Genomic DNA, 16,168 nt, shown 5'->3' with positions numbered 1-16,168 from the left:
CGTTACTGGGTGGGAGCGAGCCTGCTCGCGAAGGCAGTGCGTCAGTCAACAAGGTTGTTGATTGTGCTGGCCGCTTCGCGAGCAGGTTCGCTCCCACGATTCATTTCGCCGAACGATCCTTCTTGCGTCGCGTCCATTGTCGGCCGACCCACCAGCGCCAGTAGGTCATGGTCAGGCAGTAGGCCAGGGCGCCGAGTGTCAGGCCGGCGACCACCGAGCCCAGCAAGAAGGGCTGCCACAGGGTCGACAACTCGCCGCTGATCCATTCCCAGGTCAGCTCATCCGGCAGGGTGCGCGCGGGCACGTTCATCAGCCAGGCGCCCGCCTGGTAGGTGCAGAAAAAGACGACCGGCATGGTGATCGGGTTGGTCAGCCAGACCAGGCTCACGGCGATCGGGATATTGCCCCGTACCGACACCGCCAGCGCCGCAGCCACCAGCATCTGCATGGGAATCGGCAGGAAGGCGGCGAACAACCCGACTGCCATGGCCCGGGCGACCGAGTGCCGATTGAGGTGCCATAAGTTAGGGTCATGCAACAGATTGCCAAGAAAGCGTAAGGATTTGTGTTCCTTGATGCTCGTCGGGTCTGGCATGTAGCGTTTGAAAAGGCGCCGGGGCATAAGGCTTCTCGGTCAGTTCAGGCGGCAAGTATGCCCGGATTCCGCCGAGCGCCAATTCAGACTTTGTGACAATTAATATACGCAGGCCTTTGTGACTGGGCTAATCCAAGAGTAGGGACTCTCAAGGAAGAGCTTATGCGCACAGGGATGTTGGCGCTCGCGCTGGGTCTGTTGACCCTGCGTTTTCTACCCGTATTACCGCCGGTCGGGCTGTTGCTGGTGCTGCCGCTGCTGGCGCTGATGTTCCTGCCTTGGCGCACTTATCCGTTGGCGTTCTTTGTGTTCGGCTTGAGTTGGGCGTGCCTGAACGCGCACTGGGCGCTGAAGGATCGGCTGGCACCGCAGCTTGACGGGCAAACCCGCTGGGTCGAGGGCCGTGTCGTCGGGCTGCCACAACGCGAGCAGGGTGTGGTGCGTTTTGAGTTGGCCGACGGGCAATCCCGGCGCGGGCGATTACCGGCGCTGATTCGCCTGGCCTGGTATGGCGGCCCGCCAATCAACAGCGGCGAGCGCTGGCGCCTGGCGGTCAAGCTCAAGCGTGCGGCAGGGCTGCTCAACCCCCATGCGTTCGATTACGAAGCCTGGCTGTTGGCGCAGGGTATCGGTGCGACGGGCACCATCAAGGATGGGCAGTTGCTCGAACCCGCCAAGTGGGCCTGGCGCGATGCCATTCGCCAGCGCTTGCTGGCGGTCGATGCCCAAGGGCGTGCGGGGGCGCTGGCGGCGCTGGTCCTGGGCGATGGTTCCGGTTTGACGCGTGAAGACTGGCAGGTGTTACAGGACACCGGCACCGTACATTTGCTGGTGATTTCCGGGCAGCACATCGGTCTGCTGGCCGCGATGGTCTATCTGTTGATTGCCGGGTTGGCGCGCTATGGCCTGTGGCCCCAGCGCCTGCCCTGGTTGCCCTGGGCGTGCGGGTTGGCATTTGCCGCGGCGCTGGGCTATGGCGTGCTCGCGGGGTTCGAGGTGCCGGTACGCCGGGCCTGCGTGATGATTGGCCTGGTGTTGCTCTGGCGCCTGCGCTTTCGTCATCTGCACGCCGGGTGGCCGTTGCTGCTGGCGCTGAACGCGGTGCTATTGCTCAATCCGCTGGCCAGCGTGCAGCCGGGGTTTTGGTTGTCGTTTGTGGCCGTCGCGGTGTTGCTCTTCACGTTCAGCGGCCGGTTGGGTGCCTGGCGTTGGTGGCACGCCTGGACGCGGGCGCAGTGGTTGATCGCCATCGGCCTGTGTCCGTGGTTGTTGATCCTGGGGCTGCCGATCAGCCTTAGCGGGCCGCTGGCCAACCTGCTGGCGGTGCCCTGGATCAGTCTGGCGGTGCTGCCAACGGCTTTGCTGGGGACATTGTTGCTGTCTGTGCCCTATGTCGGTGCGGGGTTGTTATGGCTGGCCGGCGGATTGCTTGGTGGGTTGTTCAGTGTGCTGGAGGTGGCGGCAGGTTGGGTGCCCGCATGGGTATCGCCGGTTGTGCCGATAGGGGCGTGGGTGATCGCCGTCCTGGGCAGTGTCTTGCTCTTGTTGCCCAAGGGCGTGCCGCTGCGCGTGCTGGGCTGGCCGATGCTGACGCTGCTGGTGTGTGCGCCGCGGCCCCAGGTTCCCGAGGGCATCGCTGAAATCTGGCAGTTGGATGTGGGGCAAGGCTTGGCGGTGCTGGTTCGTACACGCCATCACGCGCTGCTCTACGACAGCGGCCCACGGGTCGGTGAGGTTGACCTCGGCGAGCGGGTGGTCGTGCCGGTGCTGCGCAAGCTGGGGGTACGTCGCTTGGACCTGATGCTGATCAGCCATGCAGACGCCGATCACGCCGGCGGTGCCCGCACCGTCGCCAAGGCGTTGCCCGTGGCTCAGGTGGTCAGCGGCGACCCGCTGGCGCTGCCGGCACCGTTGTTGGCCCAGGCGTGTGACAGTGGCCGGACCTGGGAGTGGGACGGTGTGCACTTTGCCCTGTGGCGATGGGCCGAGGCCCGTGATAGCAACCAGACGTCCTGCGTGTTGCAGGTCGAGGCCAATGGTGAGCGCCTGCTGTTGACCGGTGACATTGATCGTCACGCTGAACGGGCCTTGCTCGACAGCCCGCTGGCGGTGAACACCGACTGGTTGCAGGCGCCCCACCATGGCAGTCGCACGTCGTCGTCGATGGCGTTTTTAATGGCGCTGGCGCCCAAGGCGGTGCTGATTTCCCGCGGTCACGACAATGCGTTCGGCCATCCCCACCCCCAAGTCATGGCGCGCTACCGCCGGTTGGGCCTGCAGGTCCTCGACAGTGCCGAGCAGGGCGCCGTGCGTTTGCGCCTGGGGGCGTTCGAGGCGCCCGGGTCGTTGCGCCAGCAATCACGCTTCTGGCGCCGCGCTGCACCGGCCAGTCATTAGAGCGCATGCGCCCTGGGGCATCACGGTCGTCGCTGGGCCGAGCCTTTCCGGTGAGTCTGTATGGTAAAGTGACGCACTTTTTCGAGGGGGCTGTCACTGTGTGGGAATTGGTCAAATCCGGCGGCTGGATGATGCTGCCGATCATTCTGAGTTCCATCGCGGCCATGGCGATCGTCGCTGAGCGCCTGTGGACCCTGCGAGCCAGTCGCGTGACCCCGGAACACTTGCTCGGGCAGGTCTGGGTCTGGATCAAGGACAAACAGCTCAACCAGGCAAAACTCAAGGAACTGCGCGCCAACTCGCCGCTGGGTGAAATCCTCGCCGCGGGCCTGGCCAACTCCAAGCATGGTCGCGAGATCATGAAGGAATGCATCGAGGAGGCCGCCGCACGGGTCATCCACGAACTGGAGCGCTACATCAATGCCCTGGGCACCATCGCCGCCATGGCGCCGCTGCTGGGCCTGCTTGGCACCGTGCTGGGCATGATCGATATCTTTAGCGCCTTCACCGGCTCGGGCATGACCACCAATGCCTCGGTACTGGCAGGCGGCATCTCCAAGGCCCTGATTACCACGGCGGCGGGCTTGATGGTGGGTATTCCATCGGTGTTCTTCCATCGTTTCCTGCAGCGGCGCATCGATGAACTGGTGGTCGGCATGGAGCAGGAGGCGATCAAGCTGGTCGAAGTGGTGCAGGGCGACCGGGACGTGGACCTGGCCGAGGGCAAAGCGTGAAATTCCGCCGCAAGCCACGGGAGAACGTGGACATCAACCTCGCGTCGCTGATCGACGTGGTGTTTATCCTGCTGCTGTTCTTCGTCGTGACCACCACCTTCACCCGTGAAACCCAATTGCGCGTCGACTTGCCGCAAGCGGTCAGTGGCTCGCCCGCCGAAGACCAGCAGGCCAAGCAACTGGACATCACCATCAGTGCCGAGGGGGCGTTTTCGCTCAACAACCAGTTGCTACCCAAGAGTGACCTGGCCAGCGTGATCGAGGCCCTGCAGAAAGAATCCAATGGCGACACCAGCCTGCCTCTGTCCATCAGTGCCGATGGTAAGACCCAGCACCAGGCGGTCATCACCGCCATGGATGCCGCGGGCAAACTGGGGTTCACCCACTTGCGCATGACCACTGTCGAGGCGGCGCCCGTACCCTGATGGCTATTTCCGATCGCTTGCTCGCTGCCTGGTACGCCGGTCACCCGGCGCTCAAACTGTTGCAGCCGCTGGAGTGGCTGTACCGGCGCGTGGTCAACGCCAAGCGCGAGCGTTTTTTGGCGGGCGAGGGGGCTATCTATCAGCCTCCGGTGCCGCTGATCGTGGTGGGGAATATCACCGTGGGTGGTACCGGCAAGACGCCGTTGATCCTGTGGATGATCGAACACTGCCAGCGCGCCGGCCTTCGGGTGGGCGTGGTCAGCCGCGGTTATGGCGCCACGCCGCCGCAGTTGCCGTGGCGGGTCGAGGCCGAGCAAAGCGCGGCGATGGCGGGAGATGAGCCGCTGTTGATCGTGCAGCGCACCGGTGTGCCGCTGATGATCGACCCGGATCGCAGCCGAGCCGTCCAGGCATTGTTGGCCGCCGAGCCGTTGGACCTGATCCTGTCGGATGATGGCATGCAGCATTACCGTCTGGCACGAGACCTGGAGTTGGTGCTGATCGACGCCGCCCGTGGGTTGGGCAATCGCCGTTGCCTGCCGGCTGGGCCTTTGCGCGAGCCGGTCGAACGCCTGCAGAGCGTCGATGCGGTGTTGTACAACGGGGCCAGCGAGGATCGCGATGATGGCTTTGCCTTCCAGTTACAACCCACGGCGTTGGTCAATCTGTTGACGGGCGAGCGTCGGGCGCTTGAGCACTTCCCGAAGGGCCAGGCGCTGCACGCGGTGGCCGGGATCGGCAACCCGCAACGTTTCTTCGCGACCCTCGAAACGCTACACTGGCAGCCCATTGCCCATGCTTTTGCCGACCACGCGCAGTACAGCGCGGCGGCCTTGAATTTCACGCCGCCACTGCCGTTGGTCATGACCGAGAAGGACGCGGTGAAATGCCGCGCCTTCGCCGCGCCAGACTGGTGGTACCTGGCGGTCGATGCACGGCCATCGCCGGCTTTCGTGGCCTGGTTCGATACGCAGTTGATGCGGTTGTTGCCCGCACGTCTTTTGCCTTAAACGCTTAATCCAGGGAGTTTTCATGGACACCAAATTGCTCGATATCCTCGCCTGCCCGATCTGCAAGGGTCCACTCAAGCTCAGCGCGGACAAGACCGAACTGATCAGCAAGGGCGCCGGCCTGGCGTTCCCGATTCGTGATGGCATCCCTGTCATGCTCGAAAGCGAAGCCCGCACCCTGACCACCGATGAGCGCCTGGACAAATGAGCACCGCGTTCACCGTGGTGATTCCGTCGCGCTTTGCCTCCACGCGTCTGCCGGGCAAGCCCCTGCAAATGATCGCCGGCAAGCCGATGATCCAGCACGTCTGGGAACAGGCGAGCAAAAGCAGTGCCCAGCGAGTAGTGGTCGCCACGGATGACGCGCGCATTGTCGAAGCGTGCGCGGTGTTTGGCGCTGAAGTGGTGATGACCCGCGCCGATCACAACTCCGGCACTGACCGCTTGGCCGAAGTCGCCGCCCAACTGGGCCTGGCCCCCGACGCCATCGTGGTCAACGTGCAGGGTGACGAACCGCTGATCCCGCCGAGCGTGATCGACCAGGTCGCCGCCAATCTGGCGGCCCATGGCGAAGCGGGCATGGCCACCCTGGCCGAGCCGATCGAAGACATTGAAACCCTGTTCAACCCCAATGTGGTCAAGGTCGTGAGCGACCTGAACGGCCTGGCGCTGACCTTCAGTCGTGCCACCTTGCCCTGGGCGCGCGATGCGTTCGCCAAGAGCCAGGAGCAATTGCCGGCCGGCGTGCCGTACCGTCGTCATATCGGTATCTACGCCTACCGCGCCGGGTTCCTGCATGACTTCGTCAGTTGGGGGCCGTGCTGGTTGGAGGACACCGAGTGCCTGGAGCAGTTGCGCGCACTTTGGCACGGCGTGCGGATTCACGTCGCCGACGCACTGATCGCACCGCCACCGGGGGTCGATACCCTGGAAGACCTTGAACGCGTTCGTCGTCTGCTGGAGGTTTGATGCGGGTCTTGTTCGTCTGCCTGGGCAACATCTGCCGTTCGCCTACGGCAGAAGGCGTATTGCGGCACAAACTGCGTGAAGCGGGGTTGGCCGATCAGGTCGAAGTGATCTCGGCGGGGACGGGCGACTGGCACGTCGGCAAGGCGCCGGACACGCGTAGCCAGGCCGCCGCGTTGAAACGTGGCTACGACCTGTCGGCGCAGCGTGCACAACAAGTGACGCGCGCCGATTTCGCCAGTGTTGACCTGATCCTGGCCATGGATCAGAACAACCTGCGTCACCTCAAGGCCATGCAGCCGGCCAAGAGCCGGGCCGAGCTGGACCTGTTTCTGCGCCGCTATGAAGGCCGTGTGGATGAGGTGCCGGACCCGTACTACGACGGCGATCAAGGCTTCGAGCAGGTACTGGATCTGATCGAGCACGCCTGTGATGCGCTGGTGATTGAATTGAAGGGACGCTTATGACGTTGCAGGTGCTGCCGCAGGTATCGCTCAAGGCCTACAACAGCTTCGGCGTGGACGTTCGCGCGCACCTGTTCGCCGAGGCCCATAGCGATGCCGATGTTCGCGAAGCGCTGGCGTATGCCGCCGAGCAGACCGTCCCACTCTTGGTGATCGGCGGTGGCAGCAACCTGTTGCTGACGGCGGATGTGCCTGCGCTGGTGCTGCGCATGGCCAGCCGTGGCATTCGCCTGTTGAGCGACGATGGCAGCCGGGTGGTGATCGAGGCCGAGGCCGGTGAAACCTGGCACCCGTTCGTGCAGTGGACCCTGGCCCAGGGTTTGTCGGGACTTGAGAACCTCAGCCTGATCCCAGGTACTGTCGGTGCGGCACCGATGCAGAACATTGGTGCGTACGGGGTTGAGATCAAGGATGTGTTTGCCGGCTTGACCGCCCTGGATCGCCAGACGGGCGAGTTGCGCGACTTCACCCTGGCCGAATGCAAGTTTGCCTACCGTGACAGCGTGTTCAAGCAGCAGGTTGGGCGCTGGGTGATCCTCAGGGTGCGATTTGTCCTTGAGCGCGGCGAGCACTTGCATCTGGAGTACGGTCCGGTACGCCAGCGCTTGAGCGAGCAGGGTATCGATCAGCCGAGCGCGACCGATGTCAGTCGGGCGATTTGCAGCATTCGCAGTGAAAAGCTGCCCGATCCGGCGGTGCTTGGCAATGCGGGCAGTTTCTTCAAGAATCCGCTGGTGTCGGCGGTGCTGGCTGCGCAAATCCGCGTGGCCCATCCCGGCTTGATTGGTTACCCGCAGGCCGATGGCCAGGTGAAACTGGCCGCTGGTTGGTTGATCGAGCAGGCCGGTTGGAAGGGCTTTCGTGACGGCGATGCGGGCGTTCACAGCTTGCAGTCGCTGGTGTTGGTCAACTATGGCCAGGCCACCGGGCTTGAGTTGTTGGCCCTGGCACAACGGATCCAGGAAGACATTGCCGCGCGCTTCAATGTCGAGTTGGAAATGGAACCCAATCGGTATTGATCTACGCTCAAGGCTGAATCCAAAGCCCTGCACGCCTTACGCGGTGGCAGGGTTTTTTTTAACTTCTGTACGGACATGCCCATGACGCGCTCAACACTCCAGGGTCAGGATCAGCGCCTGATGGTGGGGGCAATCATCCTTGCCGCAGGGCAGGGCAGTCGTTACCGGCAGGTGGCGGGATTCGATCAGGACAAGCTGTTGGCCTTGTGCGTGGGGCGCGACGGGGTGGTGCGGCCGGTGGTCGAGCACACTTTGCGCAACCTGCCAGCCAGCCTTGAATCGCGAATACTGGTGACCACGGGGGATCGTCCCGAGGTGGCGCGCCTCGCCCGTGCCTATGGTTGTGAAGTGTTGCTACAGGCCTGCACTGGCATGGGCGACAGCATCGCTGCGGCGGTGGCGACGCACCCGGCGCAGGAGGGCTGGTTGATAGTGCTGGGGGATATGCCGTTTATCCTGCCGTCGAGTATTGAGCGGGTGATCGCACGGATGGCGGCGGATTCAATCAGTGTGCCGGTGCACGGTGGTGAGTTTGGGCATCCGGTAGGCTTTGGTGCTGCGTATGGTCCGGCATTGATGGCGCTGTCGGGTGATCGCGGGGCCAAGCCATTGTTTGCCTCGGCCAAGGTGATTGAGGTGGCGCTGGAGGATCCTGGGGTGTTGTGGGATGTGGATGTGCCGCAGGCATTGGCATTCAAGTAGCCACCGATCGCTGAACCCCTGGGGCTCGGATTCAGATGTAAAAAAAGCCCCGCCTGATCACTCAGGCGGGGCTTTTTAGTGGCGGATGGAATCAGGCGAGGGGTTTAGGCTCGTGCTCTTTTTCCAGGGCCTCAGGGTGTTGCTCGGTCACGTCGTCGGTTGCCGGGACAGCAGCGCCAGCCTGTTCGGCTTCTTTCTGCAGACGCTCGGCTTCACGCTTGCGGCGACGCACTTCACGTGGGTCGTTGGGTGCGCGACCGTTTTCGGTCAGGACGACAGCGGGTGCCGCTTCGACAACCGGTGCTGGTGCCTCGGCAACGACTGGCGCTTCGACTGGAGCGGCTTCGGTAACAACGGCCACTGGTTCGGCAACCACTTCGGCAACCGGTGCCACGACTTCGGCAGCGATCACTTCAACGGCGGCTTCAACAGCCACAGGCTCGGCAACCCAGTTGAACGCTGTTTGCTCTTCGCGGGCTTCAGGCGCTTTTTCTTCGGCGACCGGCGCTTCGAAGGCAGGCTCTGCAGCCGCGACGAAGGTTTCAACCTCAGCGTGCACTTCGGGCTGGGCTTCAACCGCTGGCGCAACGTCTACAGCAGGAGCGGCTGGCGCTTCGACTGGCGTCGTGGCTTCAACGACTGGCGCTTCTACCTGAACGGCTTCCTGGGCAGTTTCCTGAGCGACTTCCTCGGTCACGGTTGCGGTCGCACGTTCAGCTTGCTGGTGGGCCTGGGCCTCAGCAGGGGCGCTGATCACGGTGCTGGCAACGGCGGCGGTTACGGCAAGACCGGCAGCCAGTTCAGCGCCAGTTGGCTCTTCGCTGTTTTCGGACTCTTCGGAACCTTCGATCACGTTGCCATTGGCATCGCGTTGACGTTCACGACGGTTGCTGCGACGACGCTGGCCACGGGAGCGGCGGCGCGGACGATCGCCTTCGGCGTTGTCCTGACCGTCTTCCGACAGTTGCTCTTCGTTGGTCAGCAGTTCTTCTTCAGTTGCGGCGGCAGTCGCTTGCTCGGCCCGTGGTTGACGCTCTTCACGCGGTGGGCGTGGCGCACGTTCTTCACGAGGCTGGCGAGCTGGGCGCTCTTCAGCGACGACGGTTGCGGCAACGGCAGCAGCAGCGGCTGGAACGGCATCCAGAGGCTCGCGCAGTTCACGAACCGGACGCTCTTCACGCTCGCCGCGTGGCTTGCGATCTTCGCGTGGGGCACGTGGTGCGCGCTCTTCACGCGGTGCGCGAGGTGCGCGCTCTTCGCGGGCTACCGCTGGAGTCTCTTCACGGGCTTCGCGTGGTTGGCGCTCTTCGCGCGGCTCACGTGGTGCGCGTTCTTCACGCGGTGCACGTTCTTCGCGAGGCTTGCGTTCTTCATCACGACGACCGTTGCGGTTGCGGCTTTGCTGGCGGCCGTTGCGACGCTCTTCGTTACGCGCTGGGCGCTCGGTGGCTGGCTTTTCGACCACGGCAGGAGCAGCTGGCTCTTCCTTGGTGGCGAACAGGCTGACCAGCGACTTCACCAGGCCCTTGAACAGGCTGGGCTCCGGCACGACGGCAGGTGCTGGCGCCGGGGCGGCTACCTCTTCGGTCGGAACCGGAGCATTGGCGCGCGCTGGAGCGGTCTTGACGGCGGCTTCCTGGCGAACCAGGGTGCGGGTGGCGGCAGCCGGTTGCACTTCTTCCACTTCAGCAGCGGCAGCAGCGATTTCGTAGCTGGACTGGTTGATGTGTGCTTCTGGGCTGTCATCGCGCAGGCGCTGAACTTCGAAGTGCGGCGTTTCGAGGTGGTCGTTCGGCAGGATGACGATGCGCGCGCGAGTACGCAGTTCGATCTTGGTGATCGAGTTACGCTTCTCGTTGAGCAGGAACGCGGCAACCGGGATCGGCACTTGTGCGCGAACTTCGGCGGTGCGGTCTTTCAGGGCTTCTTCTTCGATCAGGCGCAGGATTGCCAGCGACAGCGATTCAACGTCACGGATGATGCCGGTGCCGTTGCAACGTGGGCAGACGATGCCGCTGCTTTCGCCAAGCGAAGGACGCAGGCGCTGGCGGGACATTTCCAGCAGGCCGAAGCGCGAGATGCGACCGACTTGCACGCGGGCGCGGTCAGCTTCCAGGCATTCGCGGACTTTTTCTTCCACGGCGCGCTGGTTCTTGGCCGGCGTCATGTCGATGAAGTCGATAACGATCAAGCCGCCGATGTCGCGCAGGCGCAACTGACGGGCGATCTCTTCGGCGGCTTCAAGGTTGGTCTGCAGCGCGGTTTCTTCGATGTCGCTGCCTTTGGTGGCGCGCGCCGAGTTGATGTCGATGGACACCAGGGCTTCGGTCGGATCGATCACGATGGAGCCGCCGGAAGGCAGTTCGACGACGCGCTGGAAAGCGGTCTCGATCTGGCTTTCGATCTGGAAACGGTTGAACAGCGGAACGCTGTCTTCGTACAGCTTGATCTTGCTGGCGTACTGCGGCATCACCTGGCGGATGAAGGTCAGGGCTTCGTCCTGGGCTTCAACGCTGTCGATCAGCACTTCGCCGATGTCCTGGCGCAGGTAGTCGCGGATCGCGCGGATGATCACGTTGCTTTCCTGGTAGATCAGGAATGGCGCGGAGCGATCCAGCGAGGCTTCTTTGATGGCGGTCCACAGTTGCAGCAGGTAGTCGAGGTCCCACTGCATTTCTTCGCTGCTGCGGCCAAGGCCGGCCGTGCGCACGATCAGACCCATGTCAGCCGGGGCAACCAGGCCATTGAGGGCTTCGCGCAACTCGTTGCGCTCTTCGCCTTCGATGCGACGGGAGATGCCGCCGGCCCGTGGGTTGTTCGGCATCAGCACCAGGTAACGACCGGCCAGGCTGATGAAGGTGGTCAGGGCTGCGCCCTTGTTGCCACGTTCTTCTTTTTCCACCTGAACGATGACTTCCTGGCCTTCGCTCAGGACGTCCTTGATGTTCACGCGACCTTCTGGGGTTTTCTTGAAGTATTCGCGGGAGATTTCTTTGAGGGGCAGGAAGCCGTGGCGCTCAGAGCCGAAATCGACAAAGGCAGCCTCAAGGCTTGGTTCGATGCGAGTAATCCGGCCTTTATAGATGTTGGCCTTCTTCTGCTCGCGTGCACCTGACTCGATGTCCAGGTCGTAGAGGCGTTGGCCATCTACCAGTGCAACACGCAACTCTTCGGGTTGGGTTGCATTAATCAGCATTCTTTTCATGTAGTACCGTCGGTTTCCGGGCTGCCGGAAACGGCGTTCGGCACACACGACTTCTCACGGTCGGTGTCAGGTGCGTCAGGAGTGGTTGGCCATTCCCGTGTCCAGCGAAGTCCGGCCAATGTGGGCCTTCATCGCGACGTACGCGTCCTGCTTGCTGTGGCTACTTAAGCACTCAGTCAGGAGGAGGAATCAACCGGCGACTGTGGACGAGATGAAGCGTCTAAATATAAGCCTAGTGCTACACAGTCCGACGGTTGTGCATCTCCACCCTACACGTATCCCTGATAATTCGGGTGCTGCCGCGCGCAGAATCCGCAGCGGGTTGGCATTTACCGCGCACTCCAAAGGGGAGGGCACGCTCATGGCTACTCAATACCGGGTAAAGGCGGTTGTACCCGTACCCGGCTGTAACAGGCGTTGTTTCCGAAGCATTCGCTCATGGTTCGATTCGTGACTGACTGCACTTTGTGAACTGGCCGTAAATATCGGCACAACTGACGAGTGGTTACTCTCTGGCTGTGCTCGCTTCAGGCCTCATGTCACCTGCGCTTGTTACAATCATGAACCTTCCAATCATTGCGAAAGCCCCGTAGGACGGCCTCGCGTCCTGATGAATTGCGTTGGGCAGGGCCGGCAACTTGCCGTTTGTCCTCTGTCCAGGCCGCTTTTGGCGGCGTTCGCGACTATAGCAGCAATGATTAAGTGCTTCAATTCCATAAAAAATTGTTATCATTCGCGGCATGACGACTACTGCCCCCTCGACTCCAAGCGTACAACTGCTTGAGGTCTCGCCGGAATATGCCGGCCAACGTATTGATAACTTCCTGCTCGCTCGACTCAAAGGCGTGCCCAAGACCTTGATTTACCGCATTTTGCGTAAAGGCGAAGTGCGGGTGAACAAGGGAAGGATCAAGCCCGAATACAAGCTGCAGGCGGGTGATATCGTGCGCGTGCCGCCGGTCCGTGTGCCTGAGCGCGACGAACCGGTGCCCTTGGCGCAAGGTTTGTTGCAGCGCCTGGAAGCCTCGATTGTCTTCGAAGACAAAGCACTGATCGTGATCAACAAGCCGTGCGGCATCGCTGTGCACGGTGGTAGCGGCTTGACGTACGGGGTGATCGAAGCCTTTCGCCAGTTGCGCCCCGATTGCAAGGAGCTCGAACTGGTTCACCGTCTCGACCGCGACACCTCCGGCCTGCTGATGATCGCCAAGAAGCGCAGCATGCTGCGCCATCTGCACACCGCCTTGCGTGGCGATGGTGTCGATAAGCGCTATATGGCGTTGGTTCGTGGTAACTGGGCCGCCTCGATCAAGCAGGTGCGTGCCTCGCTGGGCAAGAGCAACCTGCGCTCCGGAGAGCGCATGGTCGAGGTCGACGAGGAGGAGGGCAAGGAATCTGTGACCGTGTTCAAGGTCCTGCGTCGCTTTGGTGACTTTGCCACCCTGATCGAAGCCAAGCCGATCACTGGTCGGACTCACCAGATTCGCGTGCACACCCAGCATGCGGGGCACTGTATCGCCGGTGATACCAAGTATGGCGATGACGATTTCAGCAAGGAGATTCGCGACATGGGCGGCAAACGCCTGTTTCTCCATGCCTACATGCTGACCGTGCCATTGCCGGATGGTGGCGAGCTCAAGTTGCAGGCGCCTGTCGATGACGTGTGGGCCAAGACCGTGGAGCGCTTGAGTGCACCCATCTGAATGCAAGTTATTGATTTTTGATTGGGATGGCACGCTGGCTGACTCTGTTAGCCGGATCGTCGAGTCGATGCACGTTGCTTCCGAGCGCTCGGGCTATGCCTTGTGTGACGACCTGGCGGTCAAGGGCATTATCGGCCTTGGCTTGCCGGAGGCGATCCGTACCTTGTATCCGGGTATCGGTGATGCGCAGTTGGTCGCTTTTCGTCAGCATTATGCCGATCACTACATCGCCCTGGATTCAGAGCCCTCGCCGTTGTTCGACGGCGTCGTCGAAACCCTGGGCGCGTTTCGTGCCGAGGGCTATCAGTTGGCGGTTGCAACCGGCAAGGCTCGGCGTGGGTTGGATCGCGTGCTCAAGTCCCATGGCTGGGAAAGCTTTTTTGATATCACCCGTGCTGCGGATGAAACCGCCAGCAAGCCTCATCCGCTGATGCTCGAGCAAATCCTTGCGCATTGCGGCGTCCGTGCCGGGCAGGCATTGATGGTCGGGGATTCATCGTTTGACCTGCAGATGGCGCGCAATGCCGGCATGGCCTCCGTGGCGGTCAGCTATGGCGCCCAGTCCATCGAGGCGTTGCGTATGTTCGAGCCATGCCTGAGCATTGACCATTTTTCGCAATTGCATGCCTGGCTGGGTCAGCGGGCCCATTAAATGTTGTTGGGGTGGATTGAATGACCGACGAATGGAAAGCGCCTGTCAAGGCAAGTGCGGATGACGGTGCCGACAAAAGCTGGAAGCTGTTGGAAAAGACCTTGCTGGCAGGCGTGCAGGAGCAGCGTCGTTCGCGGCGCTGGGGGATTTTTTTCAAGTTGCTGACCTTTGTGTACCTGTTTGTCGCGCTGATCCTCTTCACGCCGCTGATGGATATTGAGAAGAGTGCGACCCGTGGTCCGGGCTACACCGCGCTGATTGATATCACTGGCGTGATTGCCGATAAAGAACCCGCCAGCGCCGACAATATCGTTGGCAGCCTGCGGGCGGCGTTCGAGGACCCGAAGGTCAAGGGCGTTGTGCTGCGCATCAACAGTCCGGGCGGCAGTCCGGTGCAGTCGGGCTACGTCTACGATGAAATTGGCCGTCTGCGCGTCTTGCACCCGCAGATCAAGGTGTATGCCGTGATATCCGACCTGGGGGCTTCAGGGGCTTACTACATCGCCAGTGCGGCGGACCAGATCTATGCTGACAAGGCGAGCCTGGTGGGCTCTATCGGGGTGACGGCGGCCGGTTACGGCTTTGTCGGTACCATGGAGAAGCTGGGGGTTGAGCGTCGCACGTACACCTCGGGCGAGCACAAGTCGTTCCTTGATCCGTTCCAGCCGCAGAAGCCCGAAGAAACCAAGTTCTGGCAGGGGGTGTTGGATACAACGCATCAACAGTTCATCGCCAGTGTGAAGAAGGGGCGCGGTGATCGGCTCAAGGACAAGGAGCATCCGGAGTTGTTCTCTGGCCTGGTCTGGTCGGGTGAGCAGGCGTTGCCGTTGGGCTTGATCGATGGCCTGGGTAATGCCAGTTCGGTGGCGCGGGATGTGATTGGCGAGAAAGAACTGGTGGACTTCACCGTTCAGGAGTCGCCGTTCGATCGCTTTTCGAAAAAGCTTGGGGCCAGCGTGGCTGAGCAATTGGCGATGTGGATGGGCTTTCAAGGGCCGGCATTGCGCTGATCGTAATGCTGCATGAAGAACCGGCCCCTGAGGCCGGTTTTTTTATGCTGGGTGCGCGGATGCGGCGTTGCGCGTCAAGGAATCTGTAGGCCTTCGGCGAGCAGCATGTCCACCAGTCGGATTAGCGGCAGGCCGACCAGGCTGGTGGCATCAGGGCCTTCGGTGCTTCGAAACAGGCTCACCCCCAGGCCTTCGGCCTTGAAGCTGCCTGCGCAGTCGTAGGGCTGTTCGGCGCGCAGGTAGCGTTCGATGCGTGCCTGATCCAGTGTGCGCATGTGGACGGTGAACGGCACGCAATCGACCTGGCATTCACCGGTCTGGCTGTTGAGCACCGCCAGGCCGGTGAGGAAGGTCACGCTGGCGCCGCTGGCTGCCAGGAGCTGCTCGCGGGCCTTCTCGAAGGTGTGGGGTTTGCCGATGATTTGCCCGTCGAGTACCGCGACTTGGTCCGAGCCGATGATGAGGTGGGCTGGATGACGGGTTGCCAGGGCCTGGGCTTTTTCCTTGGATAGGCGCTTGACCAGTTCGCTGGCGGTCTCGCCGGGGCGGTGGCTTTCGTCGATGTCCGGGGAGCTGCAGGTGAAAGGCAGTTGCAGGCGAGTCAGCAGTTCGCGGCGATAAATCGAGCTGGAAGCGAGTAATAAAGGCAGCATGCGGCTCTCCAAAAGTCAGTTGTAAATTCTAGCGAGGCTTGCAAGTGGCGGACAGGGTTGAATTTCCTTTGACATGTTCAGGGGCATCCCTATAATGCTGCGCCTATGTTGAATGACCCGATTCCACCTCACGTTGACCCGCGCAAATTGGCTGATCGTGGCACCACCCTTCAAGGTGAAATGCTGCTGGCCGATTTGGAGAGACTCTGCGACCCGCTTTCCGACACTGTCGGTACGGTGCAGGCTAAATTCGTTTTTGAACGAGATGAACGTAAATCTGTGGTCATCCACAGTTTTATCGACACCGAGGTCAAAATGGTTTGCCAGCGTTGTCTTGAGCTGGTCACCCTGCCGATTCACAGCGAATGCAGTTATGCTGTGGTGAAGGAGGGTGCGAATACCCAGTCGTTGCCGAAAGGTTATGACGTGCTGGAACTGGGCGAAGATCCTTTGGATCTGCAGTCACTGATCGAGGAGGAGCTTCTGCTCGCCTTGCCCATTGTGCCTGCTCATCATCCGGAAGAATGCCAGCAGCCGGCGGGTCTCGATGAGCCCGAACCGAGCGAGGACGAGGTAACGCGGTCCAACCCGTTCAGTGTATTGGCGCAGTTAAAGCGTGACCCAAACGTTTAG

Annotated in this window: 16 protein-coding genes; 13 read left to right on the top strand and 3 right to left on the bottom strand. The window is 61.9% G+C overall.

Annotation, left to right across the window (positions count from 1 at the left end; translation table 11 throughout):
* Nucleotides 1–100 precede the first annotated feature (100 nt).
* Nucleotides 101–622, bottom strand: coding sequence for a DUF2062 domain-containing protein (locus BMW74_RS08575; RefSeq protein ID WP_093416679.1), 522 nt, complete (start codon nt 620–622; stop codon nt 101–103).
* A gap of 135 nt (nt 623–757) precedes the next feature.
* On the opposite strand from BMW74_RS08575, the gene BMW74_RS08570 reads away from it, so the two are divergent.
* The 9 genes from BMW74_RS08570 (at nt 758) to BMW74_RS08530 (ending at nt 8,312) form a co-directional block, all read left to right on the top strand.
* Entirely contained in the window at nt 758–2,992 is a 2,235-nt protein-coding gene (locus tag BMW74_RS08570; protein ID WP_093416675.1) for a DNA internalization-related competence protein ComEC/Rec2, read from the top strand.
* Nucleotides 2,993–3,090: 98 nt separating this feature from the next.
* Nucleotides 3,091–3,726: a MotA/TolQ/ExbB proton channel family protein gene (locus tag BMW74_RS08565; protein WP_175479177.1), complete on the top strand. Its 636-nt coding sequence runs from the start codon at nt 3,091–3,093 to the stop codon at nt 3,724–3,726.
* Complete coding sequence (locus BMW74_RS08560; protein ID WP_093416671.1) at nt 3,723–4,151, top strand: ExbD/TolR family protein; 429 nt, start codon at nt 3,723–3,725, stop codon at nt 4,149–4,151. Before BMW74_RS08565 ends, BMW74_RS08560 begins: the two co-directional genes overlap by 4 nt.
* The gene (lpxK, locus tag BMW74_RS08555; protein ID WP_093416668.1) at nt 4,151–5,161 is read left to right on the top strand and encodes a tetraacyldisaccharide 4'-kinase; all 1,011 of its coding nucleotides are present in this window, start codon (nt 4,151–4,153) and stop codon (nt 5,159–5,161) included. The genes BMW74_RS08560 and lpxK overlap by 1 nt, the downstream gene beginning before the upstream one ends.
* 22 nt (nt 5,162–5,183) lie before the next feature.
* Nucleotides 5,184–5,369 carry a Trm112 family protein gene (locus tag BMW74_RS08550; protein ID WP_087265487.1) on the top strand — a complete coding sequence of 62 codons (186 nt, stop codon included), beginning with the start codon at nt 5,184–5,186 and terminating at the stop codon, nt 5,367–5,369.
* Complete coding sequence (gene kdsB, locus BMW74_RS08545; protein ID WP_093416665.1) at nt 5,366–6,130, top strand: 3-deoxy-manno-octulosonate cytidylyltransferase; 765 nt, start codon at nt 5,366–5,368, stop codon at nt 6,128–6,130. Before BMW74_RS08550 ends, kdsB begins: the two co-directional genes overlap by 4 nt.
* Complete coding sequence (locus BMW74_RS08540; protein WP_093416662.1) at nt 6,130–6,594, top strand: low molecular weight protein-tyrosine-phosphatase; 465 nt, start codon at nt 6,130–6,132, stop codon at nt 6,592–6,594. The genes kdsB and BMW74_RS08540 overlap by 1 nt, the downstream gene beginning before the upstream one ends.
* Nucleotides 6,591–7,610: a UDP-N-acetylmuramate dehydrogenase gene (murB, locus tag BMW74_RS08535; RefSeq protein ID WP_093416659.1), complete on the top strand. Its 1,020-nt coding sequence runs from the start codon at nt 6,591–6,593 to the stop codon at nt 7,608–7,610. Before BMW74_RS08540 ends, murB begins: the two co-directional genes overlap by 4 nt.
* Nucleotides 7,611–7,691: 81 nt before the next feature.
* Nucleotides 7,692–8,312: a nucleotidyltransferase family protein gene (locus BMW74_RS08530; protein ID WP_256562549.1), complete on the top strand. Its 621-nt coding sequence runs from the start codon at nt 7,692–7,694 to the stop codon at nt 8,310–8,312.
* 91 nt (nt 8,313–8,403) lie between these two features.
* Here BMW74_RS08530 and rne read toward each other — a convergent pair whose 3' ends face one another.
* Entirely contained in the window at nt 8,404–11,517 is a 3,114-nt protein-coding gene (rne, locus tag BMW74_RS08525) for a ribonuclease E (RefSeq protein ID WP_093416652.1), read from the bottom strand.
* A gap of 740 nt (nt 11,518–12,257) precedes the next feature.
* On the opposite strand from rne, the gene rluC reads away from it, so the two are divergent.
* From rluC to sppA, 3 genes are read left to right on the top strand one after another with little or no spacing between them, the layout of a single operon-like run.
* On the top strand, nt 12,258–13,220 hold the full coding sequence (gene rluC, locus BMW74_RS08515; RefSeq protein ID WP_093416649.1) for a 23S rRNA pseudouridine(955/2504/2580) synthase RluC: 963 nt from the start codon (nt 12,258–12,260) through the stop codon (nt 13,218–13,220).
* On the top strand, nt 13,207–13,872 hold the full coding sequence (locus BMW74_RS08510) for an HAD-IA family hydrolase (protein WP_093416646.1): 666 nt from the start codon (nt 13,207–13,209) through the stop codon (nt 13,870–13,872). Before rluC ends, BMW74_RS08510 begins: the two co-directional genes overlap by 14 nt.
* A 20-nt stretch (nt 13,873–13,892) precedes the next feature.
* Nucleotides 13,893–14,882 (top strand): signal peptide peptidase SppA, encoded by a 990-nt coding sequence (gene sppA, locus BMW74_RS08505; RefSeq protein WP_093416643.1) that lies wholly within the window; start codon nt 13,893–13,895, stop codon nt 14,880–14,882.
* A 74-nt stretch (nt 14,883–14,956) separates the two neighbouring features.
* On the opposite strand, the gene BMW74_RS08500 is transcribed toward sppA, so the two are convergent.
* Nucleotides 14,957–15,535 (bottom strand): Maf family protein, encoded by a 579-nt coding sequence (locus tag BMW74_RS08500; protein WP_093416639.1) that lies wholly within the window; start codon nt 15,533–15,535, stop codon nt 14,957–14,959.
* Nucleotides 15,536–15,640: 105 nt separating this feature from the next.
* On the opposite strand from BMW74_RS08500, the gene BMW74_RS08495 reads away from it, so the two are divergent.
* Complete coding sequence (locus BMW74_RS08495; RefSeq protein WP_008152342.1) at nt 15,641–16,168, top strand: YceD family protein; 528 nt, start codon at nt 15,641–15,643, stop codon at nt 16,166–16,168.

This window comes from Pseudomonas sp. ok272, assembly GCF_900109995.1.
GTDB lineage: Bacteria > Pseudomonadota > Gammaproteobacteria > Pseudomonadales > Pseudomonadaceae > Aquipseudomonas.
The sequence above is the reverse complement of the archived record's forward strand: the minus strand, read 5'-3'. Positions and strand labels throughout refer to the sequence as shown.